Source organism: Mesorhizobium sp. ORM8.1 (assembly GCF_053005525.2).
In genome coordinates, this window is the sequence record NZ_CM132600.1 from 3,740,682 (window position 1) to 3,755,314 (window position 14,633).

Here is a 14,633-nt window from a genome sequence, read left to right on the forward strand (position 1 = left end):
AGATAGCGCTCCCGCCGCCTGGAATGGCTGGCGAACATAAGATACGCCTGTGAAGCGGCGATGACGGGAGCCACCAGAGAATGATCGGACTCGTGCTCGTGACGCACGGTCAACTCGCCACCGAGTTCCGGCATGCCGTAGAGCATGTCGTCGGGCCGCAAGACAACTTCGAAACCGTGGCGATCGGCGCCGACGACGACATGGAGCAGCGTCGGGCCGACATTGTCGACGCGGTTGCGCGTGTCGACACCGGAACCGGTGTCATCGTGCTGACCGACATGTTCGGCGGCACGCCGTCCAATCTTGCCATATCGGTGATGGAATCCGGCCGCACCGAAGTCATTGCCGGCATGAACCTGCCGATGCTGATCAAGCTGTCGTCGGTCCGCAAGGGCGACAACATGGCCGCGGCGCTCGACGAGGCGCAGGCGGCGGGCCGCAAATACATCAACGTTGCCAGCCAGCTCCTGAGCAGCAAATGACTGCCACCGCGAAGGACAAGATCGTGCGGGAGTTCCCGATCGTCAATCAGCGCGGCCTGCATGCGCGCGCCTCGGCCAAGTTCGTCCAGGTCGCCAGCGGTTTCAACGCCACCATCCATGTCGAGAAAGACGGCGTGAAAGTCGGCGGCACCTCGATCATGGGATTGATGATGCTGGCGGCGAGCCCCGGCTACTCGATCCGTGTCATGGCCACCGGTCCGGAAGCCGTCCAGGCAATGGACGCGCTGGAGCAGCTGGTCGCCTCGCGCTTCGGCGAGGAAATCTAAATTTTTTGTTTGGTGCATGTCGTAATCCCAAAACCGCTGCGCACTTTTGGGCGACAGGCTTTTTGCTTGTGCATGTCGTGATCCCAAAACCGCTGCACACTTTTGGGCGACATGCACCTCCAGAAGACATGCGCGCATAAAGATTTCTTTATATCCCATTGTCGTCTGGCGGCCGATCTGCTAGTCAGGCCGGCAATTCGCGCCCTTCCATGCGCCACCCCGGCGCCGGCGCGCTTTTGAGACAAATCACACCGGAGCACTGCCATGACGGGTAGCAAGGACTATGTGGTCGCCGACATCTCGCTTGCCGGCTGGGGCCGCAAGGAAATCGAGATCGCCGAAACCGAAATGCCGGGCCTGATGGCCTGCCGCGAGGAATTCGGCGACAAGAAGCCGCTCAAGGGCGCGCGCATCACCGGTTCGCTGCACATGACGATCCAGACGGCGGTGCTGATCGAGACGCTGAAGGTGCTGGGCGCCGACATTCGCTGGGCATCCTGCAACATCTTCTCGACGCAGGACCATGCGGCGGCGGCCATCGCCGAAGCCGGCATTCCCGTGTTCGCCATCAAGGGCGAGAACCTCGAGGACTACTGGAACTACACCGACCAGATCTTCCAGTGGGCCGATGGCGGCCTTTCCAACATGATCCTCGACGATGGCGGCGACGCCACCATGTACATTTTGATCGGCGCCCGCGCCGAGGCCGGCGAGGATGTTCTGTCCAACCCGCAGAGCGAGGAAGAAGAGTACTTCTACGCCCAGGTCAAGAAGCGCCTGAAGGCTTCGCCCGGCTTCTTCACCAAGCAGAAGGAAGCGATCCGCGGCGTCACCGAGGAGACGACCACCGGCGTCAACCGCCTCTACCAGCTGCAGAAGAAGGGCCTGCTGCCGTTCCCGGCGATCAACGTCAACGATTCCGTCACCAAGTCGAAGTTCGACAACAAGTATGGCTGCAAGGAATCGCTGGTCGACGGCATCCGCCGCGGCACCGACACCATGATGGCCGGCAAAGTCGCGGTCGTTTGCGGCTATGGCGACGTCGGCAAGGGCTCGTCGGCTTCGCTCAAGGGCGCCGGCGCCCGCGTCAAGGTCACCGAGGTCGACCCGATCTGCGCGCTGCAGGCGGCGATGGACGGTTTTGAGGTCGTCACGCTGGAAGACGCAGCCCCCACGGCCGACATCGTCATCACCACCACCGGCAACAAGGATGTCGTCACCCTCGACCACATGCGCTCGATGAAGGACATGGTGATCGTCGGCAACATCGGCCACTTCGACAACGAGATCCAGGTGGCGTCGCTGCGCAATCTCAAGTGGATCAACGTCAAGCCGCAGGTCGACATGATCACCTTCCCGGACGGCAAGCGGATGATCCTTTTGTCGGAAGGCCGCCTGCTCAACCTCGGCAACGCCACCGGGCATCCGAGCTTCGTCATGTCGGCCTCGTTCACCAATCAGGTGCTGGCGCAGATCGAGCTCTACACCAAGCCCGGCCAGTACGAGAACCAGGTCTACGTGCTGCCCAAGCACCTCGATGAGAAGGTTGCGCGGCTGCATCTCGACAAGCTTGGCGCCAAGTTGACCGAGCTGTCGGGCGAGCAGGCCTCCTATATTGGCGTGACGCCACAGGGTCCGTACAAGCCCGAACACTACCGCTATTAACCAAACCTCAAATATCCACAACATATTGAAGCCGGGCGTTGACATTGCGCCCGGCTTTATTTTTGCGCCGAATGATTCTTCACGCCGATTCCGGCAAGCGTTATTGTTGTGATTCGCGGTCCGGGGACATCAAGGACCGGGGACGCATTCAGGGCGGTCTTGCATTCAGGCGGCGAAGAGGACCAAGACATGCCGGGCGATTACCCGCCAAGCGCGGGAAAGGCCGTTTCCGGCGGCCATAAAGATTCGACCACGGCCGGCTCCGCGGCGAGAGGCGGCGGTCTTCGATGGCGCGCCGGTGGTCGCACAGGCTTGCTTGTTGCGACGTCCGCGCTTGCCGGCCCGCTGCTGGCCTTCGCGGCGCATGCCGAAACCGGCATCGCCCAAAAGGCGGCGCCGGCGGTCAGCACCGTCGAAGTCATGCAGCTCGCCGTGTTCGTCGGCGTCATGGGCGCGGCGCTTGTCTCGGCCATCTTCCTGATCCGCGAGCGCGCGCGCACCGCCTCGCAGAATTTGCAGCTCAGGGCCCGCATAGCCGACGTCAACGCGGCGCTGCAGCGCTCCGAAGCCCTGCTCAACCTGCGCGACCAGCGCGTGGTCGTCTGGACAGCCGACAACAAGAAACCGGAACTGATCGGCAGCCTGCCGCTTGAAAGCGGCGCGCCCGACGACAGGTCCGCTTTCCTGGCGTTCGGCCGCTGGCTGATGCCACGCTCTGCGGCGGCGTTGGAACATGCGATCGCCGCCTTGCGCGAGCAGGCGAAGGCCTTCGACCTTGTCATCGAAACACAGGCCGGCATGCCGCTCGAAGTGCATGGTCGCAAGAGCGCCGCGCATGTGCTGGTCCGCTTCATCTCGCTGTCGGAGACGCTGCGCAGCCAGGCCAGGCTGAAGATCGAGAACCAGCGGCTCGGCGCCGATTACGAGACAATGCTCGGCCTGCTCGATGCACTCAAGATGCCGGCATGGCTGCGCGCGGCGGATGGACGGCTGCAATGGGTCAACCGCGCCTATGCTGAAGCCGTGGAAGCGGAAAACGCGGCGACGGCCGTGCGCGAAGCCAAGGAGTTCCTCGGTGGCCAGGCGCGCGAGCAGATCGCCGAGCAGCACAGGTCGCGCGCCGTCTTCGAACAGACGCTTTCCACCGTTATCGAAGGTGACCGCCGCATGTTCGTGGTCACCGATTTCGCCGGCGCCGACGGCTCCGCCGGGCTGGCCAGCGACACCAGCGCGACCGAGACGATCCGCGCCGAATATGAGCGTACAGTGCGAAGCCATGCCGACACGCTCGACCAATTGAACACGGCGGTGGCGATCTTCGACACCGACGAGAAGCTGCGCTTCTTCAACCAGGCGTTCCAGAAACTGTGGAACCTCGACAGCGGCTTCCTGCTCAGCGCGCCCTCCAATACATTGCTGCTCGACCGGTTGCGCAGCGAAGGCAAGATCGCCGAACAGCCGGAATGGCGCCGCTGGAAGGAAACCCTGCTCGAGGCCTATCGCGCCGTCGAACCGCAGGAACACTGGTGGCACCTGCCGGATCGCAAGACGATCCGCGTGGTGGCAAACCCGCAGCCCAAGGGCGGCGTCACCTGGGTTTTCGAGAACCTGACCGAGAAGATGGATCTCGAAAGCCGCTACCAGACCGCCGTGCGCGTCCAGGGCGAGACGCTGGACAATCTTGCCGAGGGCGTGGTCGTGTTCGGCCCGGACGGCAAACTGCGCCTGTCCAATCCAGCCTTCGTCACGCTGTGGGGGCTGACGGTCGAAATCGTCAAGCAGAACGTCCATGTCTCGGTCATCCGCGACCTCTGCGACCAGCGCGCCGCGGACAGCCCGTGGGGCGGCTTCGTCGCCGCCGTAACCGGCTTCGACGACGAACGCCGCGACCGCCGCGGCCAGACCGAATTGATGAACGGCAACGTGCTGAGCTATGCGGTGATCCACCTGCCCAACGGGCAGGTTATGATCACCTTCGTCGACATCACCGATACCGTCAATGTCGAGCGGGCACTGAAGGACAGGAACGAGGCGCTGGAGAAATCCGACCAGCTCAAGAACGAATTCGTGCAGCATGTCTCCTATGAGCTGCGCTCGCCGCTGACGAACATTATCGGCTTCACCGAGCTGTTGTCGCTGCCTGCGACCGGCCCGCTGAGCCCGAAGCAGCGCGAATATGTCGAACATGTCGGCTCGTCATCCTCGGTGCTGCTCACCATCGTCAACGACATCCTCGATTTGGCGACGGTCGATGCCGGCATCATGCAGCTCGACATTTCCGAAATGAGCGTCGACCGGACCATCGCCGCGGCAGCCGAACTGGTCGCCGACCGATTGGACGAGCATCGGATCAAGCTCGAGATCGATGCGGCGGAAGCGCCGAAGAGCTTCCACGGCGACGAGACCCGCGTCCGGCAGATCCTCTATAATCTGTTGAGCAACGCGGCGAACTACGCGCCGGAGGCGAGCACGATCACGCTCACCTGCCGCCGGCTCGCCAATGCCGTCGAATTCGCGGTCCATGACGACGGACCCGGCATGCCTCCGGACGTGCTGGAATCCGTGTTCCGCCGCTTCGAGCCGCGCACCAATGGCGGCCGCCGGCGCGGCGCCGGGCTGGGGCTTTCGATCGTCAAGAGCTTCGTCGAACTGCATGGCGGCAGCGTGCGGATCGAGACCGGCACGGACCAAGGCACGACGGTCATCTGCACGTTCCCCGACACACCCTCGGGCATTCCCGATACGCCGGCGGGCATCCGCGACGCGGCCGAGTAGCGGGCTGCATGACCGGAACGACCCTGGAGCGTTTTCTTGCCGACGAGGCGGCGACGGCAAGGCTTGGCGAAGACCTGGCCATGGCGTTGCGCGCCGGCGATGCGATTGCGCTCAAGGGCGATCTCGGCGCCGGCAAGTCGACGCTGGCGCGCGCCCTGATCCGCGCGCTGGCCGATGACGCTGGCCTCGAAGTGCCTAGCCCGACTTTCACGCTGGTGCAGAGCTACGACACCCGCATTCCGGTCAGCCATTTTGACCTCTATCGATTGTCCTCGCCCGACGAGCTCGACGAACTCGGCCTCGACGATGCGCTGTTGCAAGGTGGCGCGCTCATCGAATGGCCCGAACGCGCCGGGGACCGCTTGCCCGAAGGCGCGCTTTGGGTCGACCTTTCCGAGCAAGGCGGCGGTCGGCTTGCAAGGATTTCGGCGCAAGGAGCCGCATTCGATCGTATTGCACGGTCGCTGGCCATGCGCGACTTTCTGGCCGCCGCCGGCTGGGGCGAGGCCAGCCGCCGGCATTTTGTCGGCGATGCGTCGGCCCGCTCCTATGAGATCGTCGCCATTGCCGGTCACGCCCCGAGCGTGCTGATGAACTCACCACGCCTGGTGCTCGGGCCGCCGGTGCGCGACGGCAAGCCCTATGCGGTGATTGCCCATACGGCGCAGTCCGTCACCGCTTTCGCCGCCATCGACCGGGCGCTGCTTGCCGCCGGCGTCAGCGTGCCGGTGATCCATGCGCAGGATCTCGACCAGGGTTTCCTGCTGCTCGAACATCTCGGCTCGGAAGGGTTTCTGGGCGGCGATGGGCAACCAATCGCCGAACGCTACGCGGCGGCCGCCGAACTGCTCGCCATGATGCACGGCAAATCCTGGCCCGAACACATGGAGGCGGCGCCCGGCGTTTTTCACGACGTGCCGCCCTTCGACCGCGAGGCGATGCTGATCGAAGCCGATCTCCTGGTCGACTGGTATGTGCCGATGATCACCGGCAAACCGGCAAGCGACGAATTGCGCGCCGGCTGTCACAGGCAATGGAATGCGGTGCTCGACCGGCTCGCGGGCAGCGAATACACGCTGATGCTGCGTGATTTCCATTCGCCCAACATCATCTGGCGCGGCGAGCGCTCCGGCCTCGACCGGCTCGGCATCGTCGACGTGCAGGACGCGTTGATCGGCCCGGCCGCCTATGACGTCGCTTCGCTTGCGATGGACGCGCGCGTCACGGTCTCGTCCGACATCGAACGGCGGACCGTCGCTGCCTATGTCGCGGCGCGGCATGCCGCCGGCGCGTTCGACGAGGCACGCTTCGCCGAGGCCTATGCGATCATGGCGGCGCAGCGCAATTCGAAGATCCTCGGCATTTTCGTGCGGCTCGAAAAGCGCGACGGCAAGCCCTACTATCTGAAGCATCTGCCGCGCATCCGCGACTATCTGAGGCGGGCGCTGGCGCATCCGGCGCTTGCCGGCCTGAAGGATTTCTACATGGCCCACGGGCTGCTCGAGGAACGCGCGCCATGAAGCCGACGACAGCGATGGTGCTGGCGGCCGGGCTTGGCAAGCGCATGCGGCCGATCACCGACACCATGCCCAAGCCGCTGGTGAGGATCGCCGGCAAGACCTTGCTCGACTGGGGGCTGGACAGCCTGGAGGCTGCGGGCGTCGCCAGGGCCATCGTCAACGTCCATTACCTGCCGGAGCAGATCATCGCCCATGTCGCCGGCCGCAAAGCACCGAAGATCGTCATTTCCGACGAGCGCGAGGCCTTGCTGGAATCGGCGGGCGGCATCGTCAAGGCGCTGCCGCTTCTGGGCGACGAGCCCTTCTACATCATCAACGCCGACACCTTCTGGATCGATAGCGGCGCGCCCAGCCTGGAACGCCTTGCCCTTGCATGGGACGCTGCCAGAATGGATATTCTGCTGATGCTTACCGATCTCGACTCAGCGACCGGACACTGCGTCGGCACCGACTTCCTGGTCGCGCCGGACGGCGCGCTGCGGCGTTCGAAAGGCGATCCGGCCGGCTTGATCTATGCGGGTGCTTCAATCATCCATCCGCGTATCTTCAAGGATGCCTCGGCGGGCTCGCATTCGCTCAACGTCTATTTCGACAGAGCGATTGCCACTGGGCGTCTGTTCGGCATGAAGATGGATGGACGCTGGATCACCGTCGGCACACCGGACGCGATCCCCGCCGCTGAAGCGGCCGTGGCCGGCGCCCTCGCTACCGCATCGGCCCGAAAATCGGGTTCGATTTTCGGAAAGCACGATGCGTAGATTCAAGGGTTAGATCGTCCTTTGTGCGCCCAAACGGGCGCACGGCGATCTAATGCGATATGAGCGGCGCGGGCCGCGTCTTTTCCATCCCATCCGGAGCGCCGTTCCTGCCGACGCTGGCCGGGGCGCTTCTGGACGGCCGCCTGGTCCCTGGCTTTCGCTTCGACGGCGACCCGCTGGGGCTGGCCGACGCCACCATCTATGTGCCGACCCGGCGCGCGGCGCGCGCCCTGCGCGGCGTTTTCGTCGACCTGCTTGGCAGGCGCTCGGCCATCCTGCCGACGGTGCGGCCGCTTGGCGAGTTCGACGAGGATGAAACGGCTTTCGATGCCGAGGCGGCACCGGCTATCGAGCTTGCACCACCGATCGCCGCGCAGGAGCGACTGCTGTTGCTGGCGCCGCTGGTGCGCGCCTGGAAAGAAAGCCTGCCGGCGCATGTCCGGGAGCGCTTCAACGAGGAATTCGTGGTGCCGACCTCGGCCGCCGACGCCATCTGGCTGGCGCGCGATCTTGCCCGGCTGATGGACGAGATCGAGACCGAAGGCACGGATTGGGCGAAGCTCGCGACACTGGTCACCGGCAATCTCGCCGGCTGGTGGCAGGTGACGCTCGATTTCCTCGGCATCGTCACCGAAAACTGGCCGGAGTTGCTCAAGGAGCGCAGCCGCTCCAACCCGGCCGCGCACCGCAGCGCGCTGATCCGCCTGGAAGCCGGGCGGTTGAAGCGCAATCCGCCCACGGGACCGGTGATCGCCGCCGGCTCGACCGGCTCGATTCCCGCCACCGCCGAACTGCTGGGTGTCATAGCCGCCCTGCCCAACGGCGCCGTGGTGCTGCCCGGCCTCGACCGCGAGCTCGACGATGCCTCCTTCGCCGCGATCTCCGCGCCCGGCGCTCGTCCGGCGACGCTCGGCCACCCGCAATACGGCCTCGCCAAGCTGATCGGCGGCATCGGCATTCCGCGCCGCGATGTCGAAGAGATCGGCGAGGCGGCAAGGCCGCTTGCGTTGCGCGCGGCACTTGTCGGCGAGGCGCTGCGGCCGGCTGAGACGACCGAGTTGTGGACGCAGACGCGGTCGCGTTTTTCGGCCGGCGACATCGAGCAGGCGCTGGCCGGTGTGACGCTGGTGGAAGCGGCGAATGAGCGCGATGAGGCGGCCGCGATCGCCATCGTGCTGAAGCGCGCCGCGGAAATCCCAGGCAAGCGAGCCGCACTTGTCACCGGCGACCGCGCGCTGGCGCGGCGGGTCTCGGCCGAGCTCCTGCGTTTCGGCGTCGTCGCGGACGATTCCGGCGGCGCGCCGCTCGCCAACACGCCGGCGGCCGCCCTGCTCAGGCTGGCGCTGCAGGCCGCGTTTCGGCCCGGCGATCCGGTCGGACTGCTCTCGCTGCTCAAGCACCCTCTGCTTGGGCTCGGTCTCGATCGCCAGACTGTCCGCAAGGCGGCTGAGCTCGTCGAGCTGGTGGCGCTGCGCGGCGGCACCGGCCGGCCCGATATCGCCTCGCTCGATCAGTTGTTCGAGGCCCGGCTGGCCGGGCTAAGCGGCGACAGCCGTCAACCCTTCTGGTTTTCACGGCTGAGCGTACGCTCGATCGAGCAGGCACGGGACATGCTTAGCCGTCTTACCGGTGCGCTATCCGCGCTTACGGCGATGCGTGTCGAGAACAATGTCGATATCGCGACGCTGACGCGTGCCAGTGTCGGGGCGCTCGAGGCTCTGGGCCGCGCGGCCGACGGCAGCGTGACGGCGCTTTACGCGGGCGACGCGGGCGAAAAGCTTGCCGAGCTGTTGCGCGGTCTGGTGGCCGCGTCCTCGCCTTTCACCTTGCCCGCGAGCGAATGGCCTGACGTGATGGAGGCGCTGATCGCGCCGGAGACGGTGAAACCGGCGCAAGGCACCGACCGCAACATCGCCATCTGGGGCGCACTCGAAGCCCGGCTGCAGAGTGTCGACACGCTGGTCATCGGCGGCCTCAACGAGGGTGTGTGGCCCCGCAAGCCCGAGAGCGACCGCTTCATGTCGCGGCTGATGAAGACCGGCATCGACCTTGAACCGCCGGAGCGGCGCATCGGTCTTGCCGCGCATGATTTTCAGATGGCGATGGGCGCGAAGCAGGTCGTGCTGACGCGCGCGGCGCGATCCGGCGACGCGCCGGCGGTGCCGTCGCGCTGGCTGCAGCGCATTCTGACCTTTATCGGCACGGAGCAGGCCACAATGCTCGGCCGTCGCGGCGATACGCTGCTTGGCTGGGCGCGCGCGCTCGATGCCGGTGAGAAGAAGGACTTTGCCGCGCGCCCGCAACCGAAGCCGCCGCTCGGCCTGCGCCCGCAGCATTTCTCGGTTACCGAGATCGAAACGCTGCGCCGCGACCCCTATGCGATCTACGCTCGGCGCATCCTCGGCCTGACGCCGCTCGAGCAATTGATCCGCGATCCGGGTGCTGCCGAGCGCGGCACGCTGTTCCATGAAATCCTGCATCTGTTTTCGCGACGGGTGGAAGACCCGCGCGCGCCAGGCGCGCTGGCCGCCCTTGTCGAAGCCGGACGGGTCTGCTTTGCCGACGCGGCACTTCCCCCGATATCGAGGCGGTGTGGTGGCCGCGTTTCGAAAAGCTGGCTGGCAACATCATCGAATGGGAGCATACGCGCGCCGACGCGGTCGCCCGGCGCCATGCCGAGGAACGCGCCGAAAAAACCGTCGTCGGCCGTACTGGCGTGACGCTGTCCGGCTATGCCGATCGCGTCGATCTGCTGGCCGGCGGCATGGCCGATATCCTCGACTACAAGACCGGCTCCTCGCCTTCCAAGGCGCAGGCGCATACGCTGCTGTCGCCGCAGTTGGCGCTCGAAGGCGCTTTGCTCAGGCGCGGCGCCTTCAAGGAACTCGGCATCCGCGAGCCCTCGCAGCTGGCCTTCGTGCGGCTGAAGCCGAATGGCGAGGTGTTCGAGGAATCGATCCTCGAATACAACCGCAAGCCCCGTACCGCCAACGATCTGTCGGAGGAAGCCTGGGCGCGGCTGGAGCGGCTGCTGTTCCACTATGCCGACCCGACAACCGGCTATCTGTCGCGGGCGCTGCCGTTCCGCGAGGGCGACGCCGATGGCGACTACGACCATCTGGCGCGCGTGCTGGAATGGTCGGCCGGCGGCGCCAGCGAGGACGAGGTGGACGGGTGAAATATCCGATACCCTCCGATACCGCCGTCAGCCAGGCGCGCGCCTCCGACCCGCGGAACTCGGCCTGGGTCTCGGCCAATGCCGGCTCGGGCAAGACGCATGTGCTGGCGCAGCGCGTCATCCGGCTGCTGCTCAATGGCACCGACCCGTCGAAGATCCTGTGCCTGACCTATACGCGCGCGGCCGCCGCCAACATGTCGAACCGCGTGTTTTCGACCTTGTCGGAATGGACGACGTTGCCCGATGCGGAGCTTGGCGGGCGGATCGCGGCACTCGATGGGCGAGGTGCCGACCGCTATACGATGCGGCGCGCGCGACGGCTGTTTGCGGAAGCGCTGGAAACGCCGGGCGGCCTGAAAATCCAGACCATCCATGCCTTCTGCGAATCGGTGCTGCACCAGTTCCCGCTCGAAGCCAACATCCCGGCGCATTTCGAAATGCTCGACCCGCAGATGGAGGCCTCGCTGTTCGGCGATGCCCGCCGCGACATTTCGGGCGCCGGCGCCGGTGTCGCGGGGTTGGCGGAAGCCTTCGCAATCGTGCTGGAGCGCGGCGGCGAGTTCGGCCTCGACACGCTGCTTGCCGAGATCGTGCGCAAGCGAGACGAACTGCGCGACTTCATCGCCAGGCTGGGCAAGGGACAGGATTTCCGGCCGCTGTTCGCCGAGTTCGGCTTCCGGCCTGGACAGACTGCCGATGACATCGCGGCCTCGACCTGGCCGCTGCCGGGTTTTTCGCCAGGCCAGTACGCGGAATTTGCCCGCGCCGCGGATGCTACCGATGCACGCACGGTTTTGAACAATGTTCTGCCTTACGCGCAAAACGCCTTTGCCGAACTCGATCCCATTCGGCGGCTGCGCTTGCTTGCCAAAGCCTTTCTCAAGGCTGACGGCGACCCGTACGATCCCCCGAAAATCTTCAAGAAGGCGCTGGTCGACCGGCTGCCTGACTTACCCGAGCGCTATCTGACTGCAGCCAAAGCGATCCTCGACGTCTCGGAGCGGCTGGCGCTGTTTCGCATGATCGAAGGCACGACTGCGGCCCTCACCGTCGCCGGATGGCTGATCACGCGCTACGAGCAGTTGAAGCGTGGGCGCGGCTTCCTCGACTTCAACGATCTCATCACCCGCACGGTCAGCCTGCTGTCGCGGCCGGATGCCGGGCCGTGGGTGCAATACAAGCTCGACCAGGGCATCGACCACATCCTGCTCGACGAGGCGCAGGACACCAGCCCCGACCAGTGGGAAGTGGTGAAGAAGCTGACCGAGGAATTCTTTGTCGGGCTTGGCCAGCGCGAGGCGGTCAGGCGCACGGTGTTTGCCGTCGGCGACGAGAAACAGTCGATCTACTCCTTCCAAGGCGCGGCGCCCGATTCCTTTGCCGACAGCCGGCTGTTGTTTGCCGGGCGCGTGCGCGACGCGGAGGCGCCCTTCGCCAATCTCAAGCTCACCTGGTCGTTCCGGTCGAGCGACGATGTGCTTGCCGCCGTCGACCGCGTCTTCGCCGAGCCTGGGGTGCGACGCGGCATCAGTCACGATCCCGATCCGCTCAGCCACAAGGCGATCCGCAATGACGCGCCTGGCTATGTCGAAGTGTGGCCTTCGGTCGGCACTGATGCGGTCGAGGAGCCGGATGACTGGACCTTGCCGGTCAACCACGCCAGCGCGCCCGCCGTGCGCGTGGCCGAACATGTCGCGACGACCATCCAGAACTGGCTGCGCAATGGCGAGGTCATCGAAGGCAAAGGCCGCAGGCTGACAGCCGGCGACATTCTCGTCCTGGTGCGCAAGCGTGACCGTTTCGTCCATGCGCTGTCGCGCAGCCTCAAGAACCGGCAGATCCCGGTTGCGGGCGCCGACAGGCTGAGCCTGCCCGGCCATATCGCCGTGCAAGACCTGATCGCGCTTGGCCATTTCCTGATCCAGCCGGAAGACGACCTTTCGCTCGCCGCCGTGTTGCGCAGCCCGATCTTCGACGTCTCCGAAGAGACGCTGCTGGCGCTCGCCGGCGCGCGGCCGAAAGGCCTGTCGCTGATCGCCTCGCTCCACCAACATGCGGCTGGAGACGAGGCCTTGGTCGCCGTCGTTGGCCGGCTCGACGCTTGGACGAACGAGGCCGCCTTCAAACCGGTGTTCGAGTTCTATGCCGGGCTGCTGGCGCGCGATGGATTGCGCCGCAAGATGACGGCGCGGCTCGGGCCGGAAGCGGGCGACATCCTCGACGAATTCCTGAGCTTCTGCCTTGCCGAGGAGCGCACCGGGCTGCCGGGGCTGGAATCCTTCCTGTCGACGCTGGAGAATGCCGGTCCCGAGATCAAGCGAGAGATGGACCAGACGCGCGACGAGGTGCGGGTGATGACCGTGCATGCCGCCAAGGGCCTGGAGGCGCCCGTGGTCTTCCTGGTCGATGGTGGTTCGGCGCCGTTCAGCGACCAGCATCTGCCACGGCTGATGCCGTTTGAAAGCTCCGGCGCCCAGTGGCGGGGCAAGGGCTATCTGTGGCGCTCGGCCAGCGATGTTGCCAATGACGTTTCGCGGACGGCCTCGATCCGGGCACGCGAGCTTGCCGACGACGAATACCGGCGGCTGCTCTATGTCGGCATGACGCGCGCCGAGGACCGGCTGATCGTCTGCGGCTATCATGGCAAGCGGCAGCCGAGCACCGGTACCTGGCATTCGATCGTCAGCCGCGCGCTAAGCGGTGCACCGGAAAGCACGGAACGCCGGCACCCGGCGACGGCCGACATAGGCGTGCATCGCTTCCATATGACGAAGCTGCCGCCGGTGGCGCTTGCGGCGGGCGCGGCGGAGAGCCCGATCGAGCACTCACTGCCCCTGCCGGACGGCCTGTTCCGGCCGCTGCCGCCTGATGAGGAACTGCCAAGGCCGCTATCGCCGTCCGGCGCCTCGGCGCTGATCGACGAAGCGAACGAGGCAATGCCGGATACGCGCTCTCCGGTTCTCGACACCGAGGCCGAGCCCGGCTTTGCGGTGATACGCGGACTGGCCCTGCACAAGCTGCTGCAGATGCTGCCCGGCGTCGCAGAAGAGGAAAGGCAGGGCGCGGCGGAGCGCTATCTGGCGCGCGCGGGCGCCGACTGGCCGGAGCGAGAGCGCGACAAGGCGCGAGCGGCCGTGCTTTCAATCCTTTCCGACAGCCGCTTTGATACACTGTTTTCGCCTTCATCCCGCGCGGAGGTCGCGGTCATGGGCAGCCTCGAGGTCAAGGGCAGGCTGCGCTCGATCTCCGGCAAGATCGACCGGCTGGCGGTCACGCCGGAAAAAGTATCGATCGTCGACTACAAGACCAACCGGCCGGCACCGGCGAACCTGGCGGAGGTACCGCCGGCCTATATGCTGCAGCTGGCGCTCTATCGCGCCCTGCTCCAGCCGCTTTATCCGGGACGTGAGGTGACGGCGGCGCTGCTGTTCACCGAGGCGCCGCGCCTGATCGAATTGCCCGCGGCGGCCATGGACGACGCCCTTGCCCGACTCACACGAGCGTGACACAAGAACTGCTTGAAGATCGCCACCGGAACCACCACATTTGGTGCAACCCGAGTTTTCGAAAGGATTTCAGCATGGCCACCGTCAAGGTCGACAAGAGCAACTTCCAGGCCGATGTGCTCAACGCCAAGGAGCCGGTCGTGGTGGATTTCTGGGCGGAGTGGTGCGGTCCGTGCAAGATGATCGGCCCGTCGCTGGAAGAAATCGCCAATGAGTTGGGCGCCAAGGTCAAGATCGCCAAGCTCAACATCGACGAGAATCCCGAGCTTGCCGCGCAGTTTGGCGTGCGCTCGATCCCGACGTTGATGATCTTCAAGGGCGGCGAGCTGGCCGACATGAAGGTGGGTGCTGCGCCGAAGACCGCCCTGTCGCACTGGATCAATGGCAACCTCGCCTGAGCCAATCCAAAAAGTTCAAGAACGAGCCCGGCCATCGCGCCGGGCTTTTTCTTTGGCGCCATCG

At 65.6% G+C, this 14,633-nt stretch carries 8 protein-coding genes and 1 pseudogene; all 9 read left to right on the forward strand.

Annotation, left to right across the window (positions count from 1 at the left end):
- The first annotated feature begins 80 nt into the window (after positions 1 to 80).
- Positions 81 to 482, forward strand: a complete 402-nt coding sequence (locus ACVDG8_RS18720) for a PTS sugar transporter subunit IIA (protein ID WP_371008602.1) — start codon at positions 81 to 83, stop codon at positions 480 to 482.
- Complete coding sequence (locus ACVDG8_RS18725) at positions 479 to 769, forward strand: HPr family phosphocarrier protein (RefSeq protein WP_455707160.1); 291 nt, start codon at positions 479 to 481, stop codon at positions 767 to 769. The genes ACVDG8_RS18720 and ACVDG8_RS18725 overlap by 4 nt, the downstream gene beginning before the upstream one ends.
- Positions 770 to 1,033: 264 nt before the next feature.
- Complete coding sequence (gene ahcY, locus ACVDG8_RS18730; RefSeq protein WP_447256005.1) at positions 1,034 to 2,434, forward strand: adenosylhomocysteinase; 1,401 nt, start codon at positions 1,034 to 1,036, stop codon at positions 2,432 to 2,434.
- A gap of 189 nt (positions 2,435 to 2,623) precedes the next feature.
- Positions 2,624 to 5,209, forward strand: coding sequence for an ATP-binding protein (locus tag ACVDG8_RS18735; protein WP_447256006.1), 2,586 nt, complete (start codon positions 2,624 to 2,626; stop codon positions 5,207 to 5,209).
- An 8-nt stretch (positions 5,210 to 5,217) separates the two neighbouring features.
- Positions 5,218 to 6,729: a tRNA (adenosine(37)-N6)-threonylcarbamoyltransferase complex ATPase subunit type 1 TsaE gene (tsaE, locus tag ACVDG8_RS18740; protein WP_447256007.1), complete on the forward strand. Its 1,512-nt coding sequence runs from the start codon at positions 5,218 to 5,220 to the stop codon at positions 6,727 to 6,729.
- Entirely contained in the window at positions 6,726 to 7,487 is a 762-nt protein-coding gene (locus ACVDG8_RS18745; RefSeq protein WP_447256008.1) for a nucleotidyltransferase family protein, read from the forward strand. Before tsaE ends, ACVDG8_RS18745 begins: the two co-directional genes overlap by 4 nt.
- A 59-nt stretch (positions 7,488 to 7,546) precedes the next feature.
- A pseudogene (gene addB / locus ACVDG8_RS18750) lies at positions 7,547 to 10,665 on the forward strand (double-strand break repair protein AddB).
- Positions 10,623 to 14,171 (forward strand): double-strand break repair helicase AddA, encoded by a 3,549-nt coding sequence (addA, locus tag ACVDG8_RS18755; protein WP_455707161.1) that lies wholly within the window; start codon positions 10,623 to 10,625, stop codon positions 14,169 to 14,171. Before addB ends, addA begins: the two are co-directional and overlap by 43 nt.
- 74 nt (positions 14,172 to 14,245) lie before the next feature.
- Positions 14,246 to 14,569 (forward strand): thioredoxin, encoded by a 324-nt coding sequence (trxA, locus tag ACVDG8_RS18760; protein ID WP_447256011.1) that lies wholly within the window; start codon positions 14,246 to 14,248, stop codon positions 14,567 to 14,569.
- The last annotated feature ends 64 nt before the right edge of the window (positions 14,570 to 14,633 follow it).